General features: G+C 65.4%; 18 protein-coding genes. 6 read left to right on the forward strand and 12 right to left on the reverse strand.

What is annotated here, in order from left to right:
* Positions 1-27: 27 nt before the first annotated feature.
* The 5 genes from RMO51_RS14585 to RMO51_RS14605 form a co-directional block, all read right to left on the reverse strand.
* Entirely contained in the window at positions 28-3468 is a 3441-nt protein-coding gene (locus RMO51_RS14585) for a pyruvate carboxylase (RefSeq protein WP_310395788.1), read from the reverse strand.
* Positions 3469-3637: 169 nt separating this feature from the next.
* Positions 3638-4015 (reverse strand): hypothetical protein, encoded by a 378-nt coding sequence (locus tag RMO51_RS14590; protein WP_310395790.1) that lies wholly within the window; start codon positions 4013-4015, stop codon positions 3638-3640.
* Positions 3966-5852, reverse strand: a complete 1887-nt coding sequence (locus RMO51_RS14595; RefSeq protein ID WP_310395791.1) for a hypothetical protein — start codon at positions 5850-5852, stop codon at positions 3966-3968. Before RMO51_RS14595 ends, RMO51_RS14590 begins: the two co-directional genes overlap by 50 nt.
* A 37-nt stretch (positions 5853-5889) precedes the next feature.
* Complete coding sequence (locus RMO51_RS14600) at positions 5890-6387, reverse strand: nuclear transport factor 2 family protein (protein ID WP_310395792.1); 498 nt, start codon at positions 6385-6387, stop codon at positions 5890-5892.
* Positions 6388-6496: 109 nt separating this feature from the next.
* On the reverse strand, positions 6497-7336 hold the full coding sequence (locus tag RMO51_RS14605) for a helix-turn-helix domain-containing protein (protein WP_310395794.1): 840 nt from the start codon (positions 7334-7336) through the stop codon (positions 6497-6499).
* 324 nt (positions 7337-7660) lie between these two features.
* Here RMO51_RS14605 and RMO51_RS14610 point away from each other — a divergent pair, with 324 nt between their 5' ends.
* From RMO51_RS14610 to RMO51_RS14635, 6 genes are all read left to right on the forward strand, one after another.
* Complete coding sequence (locus RMO51_RS14610) at positions 7661-8377, forward strand: SDR family oxidoreductase (RefSeq protein WP_310395796.1); 717 nt, start codon at positions 7661-7663, stop codon at positions 8375-8377.
* Positions 8378-8478: 101 nt separating this feature from the next.
* Positions 8479-9798 carry a deoxyribodipyrimidine photo-lyase gene (locus RMO51_RS14615; protein WP_310395798.1) on the forward strand — a complete coding sequence of 440 codons (1320 nt, stop codon included), beginning with the start codon at positions 8479-8481 and terminating at the stop codon, positions 9796-9798.
* A gap of 198 nt (positions 9799-9996) precedes the next feature.
* Positions 9997-10626, forward strand: a complete 630-nt coding sequence (locus RMO51_RS14620; protein WP_310395800.1) for a TetR family transcriptional regulator C-terminal domain-containing protein — start codon at positions 9997-9999, stop codon at positions 10624-10626.
* Positions 10627-10735: 109 nt separating this feature from the next.
* Complete coding sequence (locus RMO51_RS14625; RefSeq protein WP_310395801.1) at positions 10736-12046, forward strand: AarF/ABC1/UbiB kinase family protein; 1311 nt, start codon at positions 10736-10738, stop codon at positions 12044-12046.
* A 185-nt stretch (positions 12047-12231) separates the two neighbouring features.
* Positions 12232-13104, forward strand: coding sequence for a dienelactone hydrolase family protein (locus RMO51_RS14630; protein ID WP_310395803.1), 873 nt, complete (start codon positions 12232-12234; stop codon positions 13102-13104).
* Between the two features lie 112 nt (positions 13105-13216).
* Entirely contained in the window at positions 13217-13687 is a 471-nt protein-coding gene (locus tag RMO51_RS14635; RefSeq protein WP_310395804.1) for an Mpo1-like protein, read from the forward strand.
* Positions 13688-13758: 71 nt separating this feature from the next.
* Here RMO51_RS14635 and RMO51_RS14640 read toward each other — a convergent pair whose 3' ends face one another.
* The 7 genes from RMO51_RS14640 to RMO51_RS14670 all read right to left on the reverse strand — a co-directional run.
* Positions 13759-14607: a DoxX family protein gene (locus tag RMO51_RS14640; RefSeq protein WP_310395806.1), complete on the reverse strand. Its 849-nt coding sequence runs from the start codon at positions 14605-14607 to the stop codon at positions 13759-13761.
* Positions 14608-14702: 95 nt separating this feature from the next.
* Entirely contained in the window at positions 14703-16007 is a 1305-nt protein-coding gene (locus RMO51_RS14645; RefSeq protein ID WP_310395807.1) for a helix-turn-helix transcriptional regulator, read from the reverse strand.
* 123 nt (positions 16008-16130) lie between these two features.
* Positions 16131-16847 (reverse strand): phenylalanine-4-hydroxylase, encoded by a 717-nt coding sequence (locus RMO51_RS14650; RefSeq protein WP_310395809.1) that lies wholly within the window; start codon positions 16845-16847, stop codon positions 16131-16133.
* Positions 16848-17078: 231 nt separating this feature from the next.
* Complete coding sequence (aroF, locus tag RMO51_RS14655) at positions 17079-18083, reverse strand: 3-deoxy-7-phosphoheptulonate synthase (protein ID WP_310395810.1); 1005 nt, start codon at positions 18081-18083, stop codon at positions 17079-17081.
* Between the two features lie 125 nt (positions 18084-18208).
* On the reverse strand, positions 18209-18991 hold the full coding sequence (gene trpA / locus RMO51_RS14660) for a tryptophan synthase subunit alpha (RefSeq protein WP_310395812.1): 783 nt from the start codon (positions 18989-18991) through the stop codon (positions 18209-18211).
* Between the two features lie 98 nt (positions 18992-19089).
* Positions 19090-20286, reverse strand: coding sequence for a tryptophan synthase subunit beta (gene trpB / locus RMO51_RS14665; RefSeq protein WP_310395814.1), 1197 nt, complete (start codon positions 20284-20286; stop codon positions 19090-19092).
* Positions 20287-20372: 86 nt separating this feature from the next.
* A partial coding sequence (locus RMO51_RS14670) for a phosphoribosylanthranilate isomerase (protein WP_310395816.1) occupies positions 20373-20820 on the reverse strand: 448 nt, incomplete at its 5' end.

The raw sequence follows: 20820 nt of genomic DNA on the forward strand, positions 1-20820 counted from the left end.
GGTGCGGGCCCGGAAAGGACCCGCCCGCTACCCCAAGGTCAAAACCAGGTCGTCGCCCTGCACGCGGCTGCCTTCGGGCAGGATGATTTCGGCCACCGTCAGGTCCTGCGGGGCGGTGATGGTGGTTTCCATCTTCATGGCCTCGATGACGAAGAGCGGGGTGTTTTTGGGCGCGGCCTGGCCGGGCTTCACCAGCACCTTGCTCAGCAGGCCCTGGAGCGGGGCGCCCAGTTGCTGGGGGTTGGCGCGGTCGGCCTTGGCGTGGCTGAGCTTGGTGACGGCCACCGCCTGGTCGCGAACCTGCAGGTTGCGGGTCTGGCCGTTGAGGGTGAAGAAAATGGTGCGCATGCCCTCCTCGTTGAGCGTGCCCACCGACTCCAGGCGCACGATGACCGACTTGCCCCGGGCAATTTCGATGATGGTTTCCTCGCCCGGCTGCAGGCCGTAGAAAAACACCGCCGTGGGCACCTTGCTCACGTCGCCAAATTTCAGCCGGTGCGCCCAGTACTCCTCGAACACCTTGGGGTAGAGCAGCGACGAGAGCAGGTCGGTGAACTTGGCCCCCGGAAACCGCTCCTGAAACGCCGTCCACTCCTGCTCGAAGTCAATCGGGGCCAGGTGCTCGTTGGGCCGGTCGGTGAAGGGCGCCTCGTTCTTCAGAATCAGCTTTTGCAGCTCCGCGGGCCAGCCGCCCTCGGGCTGGCCGATGTCGCCGCGGAACAGCTCGCGCACCGACTCGGGGAAGTTCAGGCCCTCCCCGCGTTCGAGCAGGTCGGCCGGCGTGAGGCCGTTGCTGACCATGAATAGGGCCATGTCGCCCACCACCTTGCTGCTGGGCGTCACCTTCACGATGTCGCCGAAGAGCTGGTTCACGTCGGCGAAGCGCTGCTTCACTTCCTCGAACTGGTCGAGCAGGCCCAGCGAGGCGGCCTGCGGGCGCAGGTTGGAGTACTGCCCGCCCGGAATCTCGTGCTGGAACACCTCCGAGGTACCCGCCTTCAGGCCCGACTCGAAGGGGTAGTACAGCTCGCGCACGGCCTCCCAGTAGTTGCTGAACTCATTGAGCGAGGCCTGGTCGAACTCGCGGTGGCGCGGCGTGCGGCGCAGCATCTCCACCACCGCGTTGAAGTTGGGCTGCGAAGTGAGGCCCGACAAAGCGCCCAGCGCCACGTCGATGACGTTGACGCCGGCCTCGACGGCCTTGAGGTAGGTGGCGGCCTGCAGCGAGGACGTGTCGTGGGTGTGCAGGTGGATGGGCAGCTGCACGGTGTCGCGCAGGCCGGCAATGAGCTCGGTGGCGGCGTAGGGCTTGAGCAGCCCGGCCATGTCCTTGATGCAGAGGATGTGCGCGCCGGCTTCCTCCAGCTGCTTGGCCAGCTTGAGGTAGTAGTTGAGGCTGTACTTGGTGCGGCTGGGGTCCAGGATGTCGCCGGTGTAGCAGATGCAGGCTTCGGCCAGCCGGTCGGTTTTATTGCGCACGAAGGCTATGCAGGCCTCCATGCCCTTGAGCCAGTTCAGCGAGTCGAAGATGCGGAACACGTCGACGCCGGTTTCGGCGGCCTGCACCACGAACCGCTCGGTGAGGTTGTCGGGGTAGGCCTTGTAGCCCACGCCATTGGCCCCGCGGATGAGCATTTGCAGCAGGATGTTGGGCACGGCTTCGCGCAGCTTGGCCAGGCGCTCCCAGGGGTCTTCGTGCAGGAAACGCAGGGCCACGTCGAAGGTGGCGCCGCCCCACACTTCGAGCGAGAAGGTCTGGGGGTGCTGACGGGCGTAGGCGCCGGCCACCTTCAGCATGTCCCAGGTGCGCATGCGGGTGGCCAGCAGGCTCTGGTGGGCGTCGCGCAGCGTGGTGTCGGTGTAGTGCACCAGGGGCTCGGCGCGCAGCCACTGGGCAAAGCCCGCGGGGCCCAGCTCGTGCAGCTTCTGCTTGGTGCCGGGCGCGGGGGCGGCGTGGCCGGCGTGCGGCAGCACGGGCCGGCGCGGGCGGTGGCGGGCGTCGAGCAGGTCGCGCACGTCGGGGTTGCCGTTCACCACCACCTCGCCCACGAAGCCGAGCAGGCGGGTGGCCCGGTCCTGGCGGGCGTCGAAGCGGAACAGCTCGGCGTGGTCCTTGATGAAGTCGACGGTGGCCTGCCCGGCCTGAAATTCGGGGTGGCCGACGATGTTCTTCAGGAACTGGATGTTGGTTTGCACGCCCCGCACCCGAAACTCGTCGAGCGCCCGCAGCATCTTCTGGGCCGCGTCGTGCAGGGTGGGCGCGTGGGCCGAAATCTTGACCAGCATCGAGTCGAAAAACGGCGACACCACCACGCCCTGGTACACCGAGCCCTCGTCGAGCCGGATGCCGAAGCCGCCGGCGGCGCGGTAGGCCACGATGGTGCCGTAGTCGGGCTTGAAGTCCTTCTCGGGGTTTTCCGTGGTCACCCGGCACTGCACTGCGAAGCCCGTACGCAGCGGCACCACGTCGGGCCCCAGGCCAATTTCAGGGTCGCTGAGCTGGTGGCCGGCGGCGATGTAAATCTGGGTTTTAATCAGGTCCACGCCCGTAATCATCTCCGTCACCGTGTGCTCGACCTGGATGCGGGGGTTCACTTCGATGAAGTAAATCCGGTCGTGCTCCGGGTTCACCAGGAACTCCACGGTGCCCACGTTGTCGTAGCCCACGGCCCGGCCAATGCGCAGGGCGTACTCGTAGAGCAGGTGGCGCTGGTGGTCGGGCAGGTTCAGGGCGGGCGCCACTTCCACCACTTTCTGGAAGCGGCGCTGCACCGAGCAGTCGCGCTCGTAGAGGTGCACGAGGTTGCCGTGCTGGTCGCCCACGAGCTGCACCTCGATGTGCTTGGGCCGCTCCACGAACTTCTCCAGGAACACGGTGTCGTCGCCGAAGGCGTTCAGGGCCTCGTTGCGGGCCTCGAAGAAGCCTTTTTCCAGCTGCTCGTCGTCGCGGATGATGCGCATGCCCCGGCCGCCGCCGCCGCTGGCCGCCTTCAGCATCACCGGGTAGCCGATGCGCTGGGCTTCGGCGCGGGCGGTGTCGAAATCAACCAGGTCGGCCTCGCTGCTCTCAATCTGGGGCACCTGGCACTGCTGGGCCACCTGCTTGGCGCGCACCTTGTCGCCGAGGGCTTCCATCACCTCGGGCCGGGGGCCGATGAACACGATGCCCTCCTCGGCGCAGCGGCGCGAGAGGGTGGCGTTTTCACTCAAGAAGCCGTAGCCGGGGTGGATGGCGTTGGCGCCGTTGTCCCGGGCCACGCGCAGGATGCCTTCGATGTCGAGGTAGGGCTTCAGCGGCTCGTCGTCGCGGCCAATCTGGTAGGCTTCGTCGGCCTTGTAGCGGTGCAGCGAGTAGCGGTCCTCGTAGGTGTACACGGCCACCGTGGGGATGTTGAGCTCGGTGGCGGCGCGCATCACGCGGATGGCGATTTCGCCGCGGTTGGCGACCAGGAGTTTGGTGATGTTCATGGAGGGGTAAGGGGTGGGCGGGATGCAGCGAAAGTACGCACAAGGGCCGGCGACGGGCAACCCGACGGGCCCCACACGAAAAAAGGCGGGCCACCGGCCCGCCTTTTTCACTGCTATCACGCACCTGGCCGGTGCTGGTACGCGTCTCCGCTTTCAGGTGCCCCTTGGCCTAGGCCGGCAGGCCGTCGTGGTGGGTTTGCACGGCGGCGATGGTGGCGGTCAGGAACGGGGTGAGCAGGTCGATTTCCTCGGCGCCCACGTTTTCGAAGAAGTCTTCTACACCGCCCGCGCCGGCGCCGTCGGCGGCGGCCTCTACGATGTGGCGAGCCTTAATCTCTATGGCTTCCTGGCGGCGCTCGGCGCCGGTCAGGTCGGTGCGGGCGAACTGGGCTTGGGCGACGGCCCGGTCACCGGGACCCAGCGGCCGGCGGCGCAGGCCACGGGCGCTTGGGCCGGTAGCGGGGCCGGGAGGCCCACCCGCAGGCCGGCCGCCCGGCTCAGGGCACGTAGATGACGAAGGAGAAGGCGGTGGGGACGAGTCCGCCAAAGATGCCTCCCTCGTAGAACACGACCCGTACCTGCCCCGCCAAGTCGGTATAGGTGAGGGGGGAGGAAACATAATCGATGGGGGTGACCACTACGACGGCATTGGTGAAGTCGAAGGAGCTGAGCTGGGAGGCGGTCGTAAACTCAATCGTGTACAAGTCGTTGTCGGTCCGTCGGCTGATGAAGTTGCCCGAGCCGGTGACGGTCGCGCCGTTCCGGTCGAGGCGTCCGTAGGCCACGGGCAGCATGTTGGCGGCGCCGGTGCGGGGCGTATTCACTTCCTCGACGCGGGCGGTGCCGGCCACGTCGAGTTCGTTCTGGGGGCTGCTCGTGCCGATGCCTACCCGACCATTTCCCCGGCCGTTTCCTTGGATGCGCAGTATCTCGGCACCGTCGCCGTTCTTGCCCCCTATATAGAATACGTGGCTGTCGCCGAGGTTCAAGACGTGGTAGTTGAGCTGCCCGTTGCTCACGCCGAAGCCGTGGTGGCTGAGGGCTCTACCGTTGTCGAAGAGGGTGATTTTGGGTTCCAGGGCGGTGGGCGTGAGGCTGAGCTTGGTCAGCGGGGCGCTCGTGCCGATGCCCACGTTGGCGTTGTTGCCCAGCACGAGGGTGTTGCTGGTGGTCAGGCTCACGTTGGCCCCCAGGGCGGTAGCGTTGCTGATTGCCCCGCTGCCGTTGGCCGGCCCGCTGTTGCTGCCCAGGGCCGTGTTGTCGCTGCCCGTCGTGTTGTAGCGGCCGCTCAGGTAGCCGCTGAACGTGTTCTCGTTGCCGGTGGTGTTGGCCAGGCCGCTGTTTTGGCCGCTGAATGTGTTGCCGCGGCCCATGGTGTTGTTGGTGCCGCTTTGGTAGCCGCTGAAGTGGTTTTGGCTGCCGGTCGTGTTGTCGTAGCCACTGCGGTAGCCGTCGAACTGATTGAAGTTGCCCGTCCTGTTCGAGTAGCCGCTCCGGTTGCCCGTGAACTGGTTGAACGCGCCCTCCGTGTTGCTCAGGCCGCTCTCGTGGCCGCTGAAGTAGTTGTTGCTGCCCTCCGTGTTGAAGTAGCCGCTGGTGAAGCCACTGAAGTAGTTGCCACTGCTGGTCGTGTTGGAGTAGCCGCTGCGAAAACCACTGAACTGGTTGCGGTTACCCGTCGTGTTGCTGCGGCCGCTCTCAAAACCGCTGAACTGATTCTGGTCGCCCGTCGTGTTGGTGAAGCCGCTGAAAAAACCGCTGAACTGATTCTGTTCGCCCGTCGTGTTGCGCAGCCCGCTCTGGTAGCCCACGAACTGGTTGCGGATACCCGTCGTGTTGGCCGCCCCGGCCTGGTAGCCCACAAACTGATTGTTCCCGCCTGTCGTTACGGCCCCGGCCTGGTAGCCCACAAAGACGTTGTTGCCCACTCCGTTCTGCCCGATGTTCAGCCCGCCGTCGGCCCGCACGCCCACCCCCACGGCCGCCCCGATGCTGGCCCCGGTGCCGGTCAGCGCGTTGGCGCCCAGGCTCAGGTTGGTCGTGGCCGTGTGGTTGCCCAGGTTGTCGGCCCCGCCCCCGGCCGGGTTGATGAACACCCAAGCGGCTGGGTTGCCGCCGAAGTACCAGAAGCCCGTGCCGGGGCCGCCCCCGGCCGTGCCGTCGGTCTGGTACACCATCAGGCCCTGGGGCGGGGCCGCGATGCCCGTGCGCTGGGCGGCCGTGAGGCGCGGGATGAGCAGGCCCTTGTCCGAGGCCCGGATGTCGAGGGCGGCGGCGGCGGCGGGCGTGGTCGTGCCAATGCCCACCCCCTGGGCATACAGCGGCCGGCGGTCCGCCAGCTGCAAGAGGAAGCCGAGCGCCAGGAACAGATAGCGGTAGGGCATAGCCGACGGAAAACGGACGGGAAAAGCGACCGACGGGCTAAGCGGGCATTACTTTCGACTGCACCACGGCCATCTGCCAGGTCCCATCGCGCAGCACCCAGACCGCCATCGTCTGGACGCTCTGGCTGGTGGTCTTGCCCGCTTCGGTGCCGCTATAGATAAGGGTGGAGACCGTGACGGCCGTGTTGCCGTAGCGGTTCACGCGCACGGGGACAAGGCGCTTTACCCGGGTAGGGCCCCAGGTGTCGAGAAAGGCCAGCTCCTCGGCGCGGGCGCTGCTGGTTTTATTGGGGTTGTGGTGCACGTACTCCGGGGCCATGAGCTTGCCCAGCGCCGTCATGTCGTGCTTTTCGATGGCCGTGGCCACCTGGTCGACGAGCCCGGTGAGGAGCTGCTCGTCGGCGGAGAGCGCCGCGGTGGGGCGCGCGGGGGCGCCGGCCGAAGCCGGCCGGGCCGAAGCCGTGGCAGTTGACTGGCCGGCCGCCGGCAGCGCCAAAAGGGCCGCGGCACCAAGCGAAAGCAAGAAAGTTTTCATGAGGATTTGGGAGAATGAGAAATGAGCTAATAATTTCTCCCAAAAGTACCCGCCGCCAAACCCGCCGCCTAGTACAAACGCGACATCTTGCCCCGCCCCGCCGGGCGGCTCACAACGCGACGGACAGGTCCTCTATGGTCCGCAACAACACGGAGCTTGCCAGCGCTTCCGGCGTGAGCCCGCCCGGCGGGTGGCCGGCAAAAAACCGGAAGTCCCGGGCGAGGTGCGCCTGGTCGAAGTAGCCGCAGCGGTGGGCTATTTCCGTCCAGGAGGTGCGGGGGGCGCTTTCTTTGCATTTGTAGGCGTGCGAGAAGCGAATCAGGCGGCCGTAGGTTTTGGGCGGCAGGCCCAGCCGCTCGTGGGAGAGGCGCTCGAACTGCCGCACGCTCAGGCAGGCGCGGGCGGCCACCTGCTCGATGGACAGGTTGCCGCTGGCCCGCACCTGGTGCAGCATGGCCAGGTCGAAGGGCAGGCCGGGCCGGAGCTGCGCGCGCTTGCCCAGCAGGTAGCGCTGCACGATGTCGTTGCGCTGCTGCGAGGTCCGGCCCTCTTGCAGACGGTCCAGCAATTCGTCAATCTCGCGGCCCATCACCAGGCGGGCATCGTAGTCGCACTCCACCAGCTCGGCCATCGGAATACCCAGCAGCCGGTACATCCCGGCGGGTTTGAGGTTGACGACGACGGACTGGTGGTGCTGTCCCAAATCGAGGGTAACGGGCGTGAGCTGCGGCCCGATGATGATGGACCGGGCGCGGGACACAAAGCCGCCGGTCTGCTTTTTGACGCGCACCCGGTCGTGCAGGTAAAAGCACAAAAAGCGGTTGTGGGAGGGCACGAACGGGTAGATGGCCGACAACCCCGGCCGCGCCCGAAAATCAATATCGATGACAAACACGCTGTCGATGAACTCGAGTAGGGCCGGGTGCGGGACAAAAGGTGCGTATACCATAAGCTGGGAGGTCGGCCGCCGGCGCCGGCCGCGTCAGGGTTGAAAACCCGCGCAAAGCCGGCCCCGCGCGTTGGTGAGCGGGCCGGCCGCCGCACCGCCGCTAAAAAAGCCTATAAATTCCTGTGAAAACAAATATAGAGTACTACCCCACTTTCGACGTTCGTAATCTCGTTCGTTGCTCTTTCCCGCAATGGCTTCGCTGACCTTCGGTTACCTCGCGGGGTCATCCTCGTGAGTGCGGGGTAGTACCCTACCCCCATGATTGAAGAGAAAGGGTGTCCGCGGCACGGCCAAACCTTCGCCCGGCCCGCGGGTTAGTCGGGCATGAATTTTACTGAGAAAAACATCCTCCTCGTCGGCGCTTCGTCGGGCATCGGCCTGGCCACGGCCACCTTGCTGAGCGGCCTTGGCGCCCGCTTGTTCACCGCCTCGCGCCACCTCTCGCCCGAGCTGGAAGCCCTGGGCACCACGCACGTTACCTACGACGCCACCCAGCCCGTGGGCGCCGCCTTCGACGCGCTGCCCGACGCGCTCCACGGCCTGGTGTACTGCCCCGGCAGCATCAAGCTGCGCCCGTTTGAGCGGATTCCAGTGGAGGACTTCCTGGGCGACTTCGACCTGAACGTGCTGGGCGCCGTGCGGGTGCTGCAGGCCACCATCAAACGCCTGAAAAAGGCCGAAGGCACGGCGTCGGTGGTGCTTTTCAGCACCGTGGCCGCCGACACCGGCATGAGCTTCCACGCCAGCATTGCCACCGCCAAAGCCGCCGTGGAGGGCCTGACCCGCGCCCTGGCGGCCGAGTACGCGGCCAGCAACGTGCGCGTGAACTGCATCGCGCCCTCGCTCACCAACACGCCCCTGGCCGCCGCCCTGCTCAGTTCGCCCGAGAAGGTGGAGGCCGGCGGCAAGCGCCACCCCTTGCAGCGCATTGGCCAGCCCGAGGACCTGGCCTACACGGCCTCCTTCCTGCTCTCGGACCACAGCTCGTTCGTGACCGGGCAGACCCTGGCCGTGGACGGCGGCATGGGGAAGCTGAAATAGGTTTTAGTTGTCAGTTGCTCGTTGTCAGTTGTTAGTTTTGACCTCTGCACAACCTGCTCAACATCACCCTGACAACGGACAACGAGCAACTGACAACTAAAATGAAAATCTGCATCTTCTGGCACCGGCGCGACCTGCGCCTGCACGACAACGCCGGCCTGGCCGCCGCCCTGGCCAGCGGCCTGCCCGTGGTGCCGCTCTTCATCTACGATTCGGACATTCTCGACCACCTGCCCAGCAAGGCCGATGCCCGGCTCACCTTCATCTACGACGAGGTGGAGCGGCTGGCCAAGGCCGCTGACGCCGCCGGCGGCACCTTTCTGGCCCGCTTCGGCAAGCCGGTGGAGGTGCTGGAGCAGCTGGTGCGGGAATTTGACGTGGCCGCCGTGCACACCAACGAGGACTACGAGCCCTACGCCACCGGGCGCGACGCCGCCGTGGGCGCCATGCTGGCCCGGCACGGCGTGGATTTCCTGCTCTACAAGGACCAGGTCATCTTCGCCAAGGAGGAAATCATGACCAAGTCGGGCACGGTGCCCAAGGTGTTCGGGGCGTACCAAAAAACCTACCTGGCCAAGCTCACCGACGACCATTTGCTGCCTTATGGCTCCGCCGACGCGTTCAAAAAAGAAAACCTGACGGTAATAGCCAAGGAGCAAGCCGGCTCGCGCCCCACCTTGACCAGCATGGGGTTCGAGCGCCTGGAGCAGTTCGTGCCCAGCGCCGACCTGCCGGCCGAGGCCGTGGTGCGCGACTACCACAAGACCCGCAACACCCCCGCCCTGCAGAACGGCACGACGCGCATCTCGGTGCAGCTGCGCTTCGGCACCCTGAGCGTGCGCCAGGTCATGCGCCAGGCCAAAGCCCTGAACCCCAAGCTGCTATCGGAGATTATCTGGCGCGACTTCTTCATGATGCTGCTCTGGCACTACCCCCACACCGCCACCGAAGCCTACGACCCCAAGATGCGCGCCGTGCCCTACCGCAACCACGAGGACGAGTTCCGGGCCTGGTGCGAGGGCCGCACCGGCTACCCGCTCGTCGACGCCGGCATGCGCGAGCTCAACGCCACCGGCTACCTGCCCAACCGCGTGCGCATGACCGTGGCCGGCTTTCTGGTGAAGCATTTGTTCATCGACTGGCGCTGGGGCGAAAAGTATTTCGCCGACAAGCTGCTGGACTACGAGCTGGCCAACAACACCGGCAACTGGCAGTGGATGGCCGGCACCGGCGCCGTCGCGGCGCCCTGGTTCCGGGTGTACAGCCCCGAAAGCCAATTGGAGCAAGTCGACCCCGAGCTGCAGTACGTGAAGCGCTGGGTGCCGGAAGTGGGCACGAAGGAGTACCCCGCCCCCATCGTGGACCACAAGTTTGCGCGCGAGCGGTCCGTGGAAGCCATCCGCGCGGCGCGCAACGCCTGATGTAGAACGCAGCCTTTGCTGCGTCGGGCACCCGCACCATTGAGTCAGTCATCGTGCACTGAGACATGTAACAGCGTGCACGCCCGACGCAGCAAAGGCTGCGTCCCACCTTTGCCCTTGCCCCGAAACGCCCGACGCGGCGAAGGCTGCGTCCCACCTTTGCCCGAACCTACCGCCCCTCGCTTCGGTTACACGGGCATGGAAAAAGACCGCATCAAACAAGCATACCTGGCCTTTGTGCTCAACGAAGGCCGCCCCCCCGCTTCCGTTTTCAAGCTGACCCAGCAGCTGGGGCTGGCCGAGCAGGAATTCTACAAGCATTACCCCAACTTCGAGGCCATCGACCGCGAGATTTGGGCGGATTTCGGCCGGCAGGCGCGCGAAACGGCCGCCGCCGAGCCCGTGTGGGAAGGCTACGGCAGCCGCGAGAAGCTGCTGGCCTTCTACTACACGCTGCTTGAAATCCTGAAAAACAACCGCTCCTACGCCCTGATGAGCCTGCGCCGCTCGCTCAGCCGCATGCCCGGCCTCTCGCCCCGCGTGCTCGACGACTTCCGCCAGGACTTCGAATACTTCGTGAGCGACCTGCTGAGCGCCGGTCGGGTGAGCGGCGAAATTGCCAACCGCCCGTTACTGCAGGACGGCTATCCGCGCTTCTTCTGGCAGCAGGTGCTGTTTGTGCTGGGCTTCTTTGCCAAGGACGACTCGGTGAACTTCGAGCGCACCGACGCCGCCGTGGAAAAAGCCGTGACGCTCAGCTTCGACCTGGTGGGCCGCAACACCCTGGATTCGGCCGTGGACTTCGTTCGTTTTTTGGTACGGCGGTAATTACAGTGAACAGTTATCAGTGAGCAGTGAGCAGTGAGCAGTGAACAACCTCGTTTCAGCAGCTCACTGATAACTGTTCACTGATAACTGTTCACTGATAACTGATTTAATGGACGAACCCCAAACCTCCCTGCCCACCACCAAGGTGGCCCGCGCCGCCCGCTTTGCCAAAACCGGCCTGAGCGTGGGGGCCAACTACGTGAAGCACTACGCCAAGCGGGCCGTGGGCGCCGCGTCGACCACCGACGACCTGCACGCCGCCAACGCCGCCGAACTCTACGGCGCGCTGAGCGAGATGAAGGGCTCGGTGCTGAAAGTGGCCCAGATGCTGGCCATGGAGAAAAACCTGCTGCCCGCGGCCTACGCCGACCAGTTTGCCAAGGCCCAGTACTCCACGCCGCCCCTCTCCGGCCCGCTGGTAGTCAAGGCGTTTCGGGATGCCTTTGGGAAGTCGCCGTACCAGCTGTTCGACGAGTTCGAGCCCGAAGCCCGGCAGGCGGCCAGCATCGGGCAGGTGCATTTTGCGCGCAAAGACGGCAAGGCGCTGGCCGTGAAGGTGCAGTACCCCGGCGTGGCCGCCAGCATCAAGTCCGACATCAACCTGGTGAAACCCATTGCCCTGCGTGTGATGGGCCTGAACGAGGCCCAGGTCCGGCCGTACCTGGAGGAGGTCGAAACCCGGCTGCTCGAAGAAACCGACTACGCCCTGGAGCTGCGCCGCGGCCAGGAAATTGCGGCCCGGTGCGCGGCCCTGCCGCACCTGGAGTTTCCGGCCTACTACCCCGAGTTTTCCACGGCCCGCATCCTGACCATGGACTGGCTGCCCGGCCAGCATTTGAAGGAATTCCTGGCCACTAATCCTCCTCAGGAAGTGCGCAACCAGCTCGGCCAGGCGCTGTGGGACTTCTATCAGTTCCAGTTCAACACCCTGCACCAGCTGCACGCCGACCCGCACCCCGGCAACTTCCTGCTGCGGGCCGAAAATGGCGGCACGCTGGCGGTGCTCGATTTTGGTTGCGTGAAGGACGTGCCCGCCGACGTAACCCAACTCTTCACCGACCTGCTGGCCGCCGACACCCTGGCCGATGAGGCCCGCCTGGCGGCGCTGCTCACCGAAGCCGGGGTGTTGCGTCCGACCGACGCGCCGGCCATGCGGACGCTCTACCTGCGCACCATGCGCGTGTCGTTGGAACTGGTGGGCCGCCCCTTCCGCCAGGCCACCTTCGACTTTGGCGACCCCGCCTACCTGGCGGCGCTCTACGCGCTGGGCGACGACCTGATGGCCGACCCCGAGCTGCGCAAGCAGCGCGAGCCCCGCGGCTCCGAGCACTTCATTTACCTGAACCGGACCTACGTGGGCCTGTTTGCCTTGCTCACCGAGCTGGGCGCAGCCATCAAAACCCACCTGGTGGTGGCCTAACAGCCGGGCATAACTGGAAAGGCCGGCTCGTTTGGCAACTTCTGAACGGGCTGGCTTTCCGGCTCTTGCGCTTTGCATGGGCGGCGCCGCCGCGAATACAGCTGGGTTTTTTCGCCAACTTCAAGGAAGTTTTTATCCTTTTGCTGTTGGTACACCGGTTTCATTTTTAACAAGTCTTCATTTTCATGAAAAAACTTCTCACTTTCGGCGCCCTGTTCCTGGGCCTGACCTACTCGGCGGCGGCCCAGAAGATGGCCAGCTGCTGCGCCAAGCCCGCCGGCAACTCCGGCGCCACGGCCACGGAGGCCTTCGCCATGCTGGGCACCGACAAAGATTTTTCGCGCGGCCACGATGCGCCCCTACCCTACGGCTACCAGGGCGAAGGCGCCATGGTGGAGTTCAAGACCCCCGACGGCAGCACCGGCAAGGGCTTTGAAATCAAGAGCGCCACGCCCAGCAACAAGTACCTGTTCGTGATTCACGAGTACTGGGGCCTGAATGACTACATCAAGAAGGAAGCCGCCACCTTCGCCGCCGAGATGCCGGGCGTGAACGTCATCGCCGTGGACCTGTACGACGGCAAAATCGCCACCACCGCCGAGGACGCCGGCAAGTACATGAGCGAGGTGAAAACCGAGCGCGCCGTGGCCATTCTCAAAGGAGCGCAGGCCTACGCCGGCCCCAAGGCGCAGTTTGCCAGCGTGGGCTGGTGCTTCGGCGGCGGCTGGAGCCTGCAGGAAGCCCTGCTCGGCGGCAAGCAGACCGTGGGCTGCGTGATGTACTACGGCATGCCCGAGAAAGACGTGGCCAAGCTCAAAACCCTGAACACCGACGTGCTGGGCATCTTCGCCGCGCAGGACAAGTGGATTACCCCCGAAGTAGCCGCCCAGTTCAAGAAGGACATGGCCGCGGCCGGCAAGAAAGTAACCGTTGAGAGCTACGACGCCGACCACGCCTTCGCCAACCCCTCGAACCCCAAGTTCAACCAGGAATTCGCCGCCAAGGCCCACGGCCAGGCGCTTACCTACCTGCGCACCAAGTTCAAGGTGAAGGCCTAACTGACGCGCAGCGCACGCTGGTATTCAACGCAAAAAGCCTTCCCCGGACGGGGAAGGCTTTTTTGTTAATTTCAAGCCCGTCTACTCCGTTCCTCGTCTAGCTCATTCCGCCATGGCCCCGCTCGCCGACCTCCTTGCCGAATACGGCGCAAGCCACCAGAACCCCACCAACAAGCTGGTGCACTGGGTGTGCGTGCCCCTGATTATGTTCTCGCTGCTCGGGCTGCTGTGGGCCGTGCCCGTGCCAGCGGCCATCCAGAACATCAGCCCCTGGCTGAACTGGGGCACCCTGGTAATGGCCCTGGCCCTGGTGTACTACGTGCGGCTGAGCGGCCGGCTGGCCCTGGGCATGGTGCTGGTGTGGGCGGCCATGGCGGCGGCCCTGCGGGTGGTGGCGGGCGCGGCGGTGCTGCCGCTGTGGGGCATTTGCCTCATCGTTTTTGCCCTGGCGTGGGTGGGCCAGTTCTGGGGTCACCGGGTGGAAGGCAAGAAACCCAGCTTCCTCAAGGACCTCCAGTTTCTGCTCATTGGGCCGCTCTGGCTGCTGCACTTCGTGTACCGCCGCCTGGGCTGGGGGTATTGACGCTGCGCTTAATGAGGAATGAGGAATGAGGAATGAGGAATTTTGCTTACGGTCCCATAATTCCTCATTCTTCATTCCACATTCTGTTTCAGTGCCGGTTTGCCGTATTCCTGCACGGGCTCGTAGGTCATGGCCAGGTTTCGGCCACCGGTGATAATCAGGTCCAGGTTGGCCTGGACGCGGCTGGGGTTGAGCAGCACGGCCGTGGAGCCGGCAGCGAATTTGAGCACGCCCGACTGGCCGGGCGCCAGGGTGGCTTTGCCAAACGTGCCGCCGCCCTGGGGCCGCTCGCGGATTTCGACGGGCACGGTGCCGATGTTTTTGGCCACTACCCTGAAGGCCCCCCGCTGCCCGCCGCCCAGGATAAACTGCTTGCCGGGCTCGATGAACAAGACGGAGTGAACATCGCCGGCCAGCGCCAGCAGGGGCAGCAGCACGGCCACGGACGTGAGGGCGGGCTTGCGCAGCGCCGGCCGCCCCACTAGGTTCCGCAGCGACTTGCCGCGCAGCCAGGCATCGAGCGAACAGCGTCCCGCCCCCGTGCCCATCAGCAGCACGAAGCCCCAGAACAGCTCCTGCTGCACGTACATGCCCGTGAAAAACTCCGGCTTGTCGTACCAGAGAAAGGAGATGACGAAAAACTGAAAGGCCAACTGCGCCGCCGCGAAGCGCGTGCCCAGCCCGAGGATGAGCAGGAGGCCGCCGGCCAGCTCACCCCAGGCGGCCAGCCCCGCCCACAGCACCGGGCTGGGGTACGCGAAGCCGAGGTCGGCCACTTGCTTGGTGAACCAATCGGTCATTTCCAGTTTGGGCCAGCCGGCTTCGACCATTACCACGCCGAGGTGCAGCCGGAAAATGAGCATGCCCAGAGCGGCAGCGGGGCCGCGCCAGGCGGCCGGGAAAGGGGGGACGTTTTTCATGGTGCAGGGAGAATGAGGAGTTGTGAGACGATGCCCCAAAAGTCCCCCACTTCCCCGCCGCCCGCGCTTCAACTTATGCCTTGGGCCGTCCCGGCTTATGATTTGGGCCGGCTCACCTCGCCCGGCGTGCGGCCCGTGAGCTTTTTAAACACCCGGTTGAACGTGGATTTGGAGTTGAATCCGGCCTCCAACGCTATGCCCACCAGCGAATAATGCGCAAAGCGCGGGTCTTGCAGCTTGCGCTCGGCCTCGGCCACGCGGTAGCTGTTCACAAAGTCGTTGAAGTTCTGCCCGCAGCCCGTGTTGATGACGTGCGAGAGCAGCGAAGTGTTGGTGCGCAGGCGGTGGGCCAGCTCGGCGAGGGTGAGCTCGGGCTCCAGCCAGGGCTGCTCCTCGGCCATAAGCTGCCGCAGCTTCTCGCGCCACGGCAGCAGCTCCGGGGCCAGGTCCGGCGCGGGCGCATTTTCTGGCGTGGCAACAGCCGGGGCCCCAAGCGCAACCGCCCCGGCGGGCGCGACGGAAACCGCCGAAACCGCTGCCGCGGCGGCCGGAGCTGGCAGCGGCGGCACGGCCGCCAGCCGGAACACTTCCGGGGCTTCGGCTTCGGGCTCGAACCGGAGGGGCGCCACGGCGGCGTAGTTGGCGTGCAAGCCCACGATGCTGAGGTAATAAATGAGCGCGCCATTGGCCAGGTAAGCGTACCAGTAGCCGTCGTACCCCAATGGGCCGACGGCTCGGTTCAGCACCTCAAAGCCCAGCCACAGCAGCAGCCCCAGCAGCGCCGCCAGCAGCAGGTTGCGCAGCCCCCGAAACCGCAGCCGCGCCGTGTCCGAGAAATTGTCGTCCAGGTAGCGGCGGTAGCGGCGGAACAGCCGCAGCGTGGCCAGGCCGTAGCCCAGCATCAGGGCGTAGTTCAGCAGGTCGGTGGCCGGACTCAGCCCATCGAGCCACTGGGCCGCCGCGCCTTTGGTACCGAAATGGTGCGGCAGCGGCTGCCCGTGCAAGGCCCGGCCCCAGCCCAGGTCATAAAGCGCGGCCCCGGCGTACAGGCCCACGTACAGCAGCCCCGGCGCCAAGTGCCCCCACTGCCGCCGCAACGAGAATTCCTGGTTGGTCAGGCTGCGGAAGTAGAGGTAGAAAACGGGCCCCCACGCCAGCCAGGGCTGCCAGGGCACGTAGAACATGACGGTGGAATAGCCGTCGTGGCTGTCGTACCAGCCGGCGTAGCCCAGCATCCACTGCGCCACGGGCAGCACGTTCAGCAGCAGCAGCACCCCCAACAAGCCGTCGGCCAGCGCCCCGTGGCGGGCCGCCCGCCCCAGCAAGTGCGCGGCCAGCACCGCCCCCGGTACCACAAACGGCAACAGCAACGCGCTACGGGGACCGAATTCGAACAGCATGGCGCGAAACTACGGCCGGCCCCACGTAATAGCCTCGTCCTTCTGCGGCTGAAATGCAGCGCGGCCCCGTTTGCCAGGCCGCGGCGAAGCCTTGGGCCGGCCGGCGCGCAGACTCGCCCCCCGCTACGCCGCGGCCAGCAGGCCGGCCAGCTCAGCTACGCAATCGGTGAGCTGTTCCCAGGCGGGCAGCACGAAGTACTGGTCCTGGTAGCGCGTCCCCGTCACCGGCGTTTGCAGCACGGTGGCCAGGTTGAAAGTCGGGCGCGGGGTGTGCTCGTTGATGCAGTGGTGAATTTCGCCGGCCGACGACAGCAGGCCCGCCCCGTACAGCCGCGGCTGCCCCTCGTGCTGCACCAGCCCAAACTCGGCCGTGAAGAAGTACAGCGCCCACAGCCGCGCCCGGGCCGGCGAGCCCACCGGCTGCGCCCGGTACGCCAGCCCCAACGTGTGCAGAAAATTCGCCAAGCCCTCGTCGAGCAGCATGGGCACGTGCCCAAACAGGTCGTGAAAAAGGTCTGGCTCGGGACTGAAGTCGAACGCGCGCATGAGCCGGATGCGGGTCACGATGGGGAATTTCCGCTCGGCCAGCAACTCAAAAAACGCCGCCGGCTCGAACGGTCGGCCCACCGGCGCCAACTGCCAGCCGGTGTGCTCGCGCACGGTGGCGCTGAGCTCCCCGATGTCGGGGATGGCCTCGCGCCGCAGGCCCAGCCGGGCCAGGCCCTGGCAGAACGCCGGGGCCGCCCGCTTGTGCAGCAGCGCCGTCTGGCGGTCAAACAGTATTTTCCAGACCAGTTGGTCCTGGCCGGGGGCGTTGGCGGGGTAAGGCGTTGTAAACATAGCGGTGGAGCAAAAAAAAGCCCGATATCCTGGCGGAATCGGGCTTTTGAAGGTTTCAGTGCAGGTCGGGCTTCATGCCTTGTCCTTCCTTAGCGCCAACCGCAGCCCGTTCCCGCCCTGTTTGGGGCAAGTCGCTAGCACAATACGGTTGACGTGTTGGTGGCGCATGAATGAAACGAATTTAAGACTTGATTTTGGAAAAACAAGCGCTTGGGCGTGTTAATTTTTAGCTTACTCCAACTCGCCGCGCAGCGCAAACACGCGCCGCAGATTGCGAATGAGCCGCGCCGACTCGTCAAAGTCCAGCGTCTGCTGCCCGTCCGAAACGGCCATTTCGGGCGTCTCGTGGGTTTCGTACACAATGCCGTCGGCCCCGGCCAGCACCGCCGCCAGCGCCATCGGCGAGACGTACTCGCGCAAGCCAATGCCGTGCGAAGGGTCCACGATGACCGGCAGGTGGCTTTTTTCTTTCAAGATTGGTACAGCGTTTAAATCCAGCGTGTTGCGGCTGGCCGTCTCGAAGGTGCGGATGCCGCGCTCGCAGAGCATCAGCTTCTCGTTGCCGCCCGAAAACACGTACTCGGCCGAGGACAGCAGCTCCTCAATGGTGCCCGAAATGCCGCGCTTGATGAGCACGGGTTTGTCCACGCCGCCCAAAGCGTCCAGCAGGTTAAAATTCTGGGTGTTGCGGGCGCCCACCTGGAACACGTCCACATAGTCGTGCATTTCCTCCACCTGCGACACCTGCATCACCTCGGTCACGATTTTGATGCCGCGGGCCCGGGCCATGCGGTGGAACTCCTTCAGCCCGTCCATGCCCAGGCCGCGGAACGAGTAGGGCGACGAGCGGGGCTTGAACACGCCGCCGCGCATCAGGCGCACGCCGTTGGCGGTCAGGTGGTCCATCACCTTTTCCATCTGGGCCTCGCTCTCGATGCTGCACGGGCCGGCGCACAGGGCCAGCGTGCCCTCTCCCACCGTCACGCCGTCGCCGAGGTCGAGCACGGTAGGCCGCACGCGCCACTTGCGGCTCACCAGCTTGTAGTCGTCCGACACGCGGTGCACGTCGCGCACGCCCGGCAACTGGCCGATGGTGCGGATGTCAAAGTCCTTTTTCCCAATGGCCACCAAGTAGTGCGCGTGCTGGGTGGTGACTTCGGTGGCTTTGTAGCCCTGCTGCCTGAGATGCTCGGTGATGGCGGGCACGGAAGCCGCCTTTTCTAGTTGAATTATCATGTTGGAAAGTAACCTCGCCCCCGTGGAGGGGGAGCTGAGGCGGCGCGAATGGGTAAGTGTCGTCTGGGAAATCAAGAAACTGATTGACTCCCCCTCTCCGCGGGAGAGGGGGCCGGGGGGCGAGGTTACGCCTGCTTGATGCCCCGCACGAACCGCGCCGCGGCGGCCGGCGCGTCGTCGGCATCCTTCAAAGCGTTGATGAGTGCCGAGCCGATGATGGCACCCTCGGCGTGCTGGCAAGCGCGGTCAAAGCCCGCCTTGTCGGCGATGCCGAAGCCGATGAGGCGCGGGTTGCGCAGGCGCAGGGCCGCAATGCGCTCGAAGTAGTGCTGCTGGGCCGCCGCGTCGGTGGGCGTGGTGCCGCCCGTGGTGCCGGGCCCGGAAACGAGGTAGAGAAACGCTTCCGACAAATTATCGAGCCGACGAATACGCGCTTCCGACGTTTGCGGGGTGATGAGAAACACCGCTTTCAGCCCGTGCTTCTGGAAGATGGCGTGGTAGGTTTCCTCGTACTCATCGAGTGGCAGGTCCGGCAGAATCAGGCCATCGACGCCCACGGCGGCGGCCTGGCGGCAGAACTCGTCCACCCCGAACTGCAGCACCGGGTTGAGGTAGCCCATGAGCAGCACCGGCGCGTCGGGCACGGCCTGGCGGAGGTCCTGCAGTTGGTGAAACAGCACGGGCAGGTTCATGCCGTTGGCCAGCGCCACCGTGCTGCTGCCCTGGATAACCGGGCCGTCGGCCAGCGGGTCGGAGAATGGCATCCCGATTTCGAGGATATCGGCGCCGGCGGCTACCAGCGCCTGGGCCAGCGGCACGGTGTCGTGCAAGGACGGGTAGCCGGCCGTGAAATAGGTGTTGAGCAGGTTTTTCTTGCTCGCGAAGGCTTCTTGAATTCGATTGTTCATGCGTAGTTTCTCGCGGAGGTCCGCAGAGGTTAACGCTGAGACAGGTTGAACACAGCGAGCCTCTGCGTTTTTCCTCTGCGGACCTCCGCGAGAAATAATTAAATGAGCTTGTCCATGTTCTTGAGGTAGGTGTCCAGGTCCTTGTCGCCGCGGCCGGACAGGTTCACCACCACCACGTCGTCGGGGCCCGCGCTGAGCTGCCCGAGGGCCGCCAGCGCGTGGGCCGTTTCCAGGGCCGGAATGATGCCTTCGAGCCGGCTCAGCTCCGTCACGGCTTTCAAGGCGTCGTCATCGGTGATGGAGAGAAACTCCGACCGGCCCACTGCGCCCAGGTAGGCGTGCAGCGGCCCGATGCCGGGGTAGTCCAAGCCCGCGCTCAGCGAGTAGGGCTCCGTAATCTGGCCGTGCTCGTCCTGCATCAGCAGCGTGCGGCTGCCGTGGATGATGCCCGGCGTGCCCAGCACCGAGGTGGCCGCCGAATGCCCGGAATGGATGCCGTGCCCGGCCGCTTCCACCGCAATGAGGCGCACGGAGGGCTCGTCTAGAAAGTGGTAGAACGCGCCGGCCGCGTTGGAGCCGCCGCCCACGCAGGCCACCACGAAGGTGGGCAGCTCGGTGCCCGTTTTCTCCAACAGCTGCCCCCGCATTTCTTCGCTGATGACGGCCTGCAGCCGGGCCACCAGGTCCGGGTACGGATGCGGGCCCACCACCGAGCCGATGATGTAGTGCGTGTCGACGGGGTTGGCAATCCAGTCGCGGATGGCCTCGTTGGTGGCGTCTTTCAGGGTCTGGCTGCCGCTGGTCACGCTGCGCACCTCGGCCCCGAGCAGGCGCATCCGCGCCACGTTGGGCGCCTGCCGCGCGATGTCTGTCGCGCCCATGTACACCACGCACGGGAAGCCCATCAGGGCGCACACGGTGGCCGTAGCCACGCCGTGCTGGCCGGCGCCGGTTTCGGCGATGATGCGCTTCTTGCCCAGCCGCTGGGCCAGCAGAATCTGCCCCACGGTGTTATTGATTTTGTGGGCGCCGGTGTGGCACAGGTCCTCCCGTTTCAGGTAGATACGCGTACCGTACTTTGCCGACAGCCGCTTGGCTTCAAAGAGCGGCGTGGGCCGGCCCACGTAGTCGCGCAGCAGGTGCTGCAAGTCGATTTGAAAGTCCGGGTCGGCCAGAATTTCCAGGTACTGGGTGCGCAGCTCCTCCACGTTGGGGTAGAGCATTTCGGGCACGAAAGCGCCGCCAAATTCGCCGTAGTAGCCGCGGGCCGTAGGTTGCTGATAAGAGGTTGTCATGGTAAAAAATGAGGAATGAAGAATGAGGAATGAAGAATGGTGGATTGGGGAAGGAAGCTTCAGCCGCAGGGCCAATTCTTCATTCCTCATTCCTCATTCTTCATTAAGCGCAGCGTCAGCGCCGCCAGCATCTGCCCCACCCGGGCGGCGTCTTTCACGCCCGGCGCGGTTTCGAAGGCGCTATTCAAATCGACGCCGACCAGACCGGGCAGGCGCAACGCGGCCAGTTCGGCGGCGTGCTCCAAGCCCAGACCGCCGGCCAGAAAATACGGCACGGGCAGGTGGTAGCCAGACAACAACTGCCAGTCGAAAATGGCCCCGTTGCCGCCCGGCGCGGCGCCCTTGGTGTCGAACAGAAAGAAGTCACAGTGCGGCACGTAGGGCAGCAGAGCGGCAAAATCCACCGCCTGGCCCACCGAAAAAGCCTTCAGCACCAGCAAGCCGGCTTCGCTCAATTCCTCGCACTGCGCGGGGGTTTCGTGGCCGTGCAGTTGCACCGCGCCCAGCCCAAACCGCTCGGCGGTAGCAAGGATG

The sequence above is a fragment of the Hymenobacter sp. genome (assembly GCF_031398885.1).
In the GTDB taxonomy this organism is placed as follows: Bacteria; Bacteroidota; Bacteroidia; order Cytophagales; family Hymenobacteraceae; genus Hymenobacter.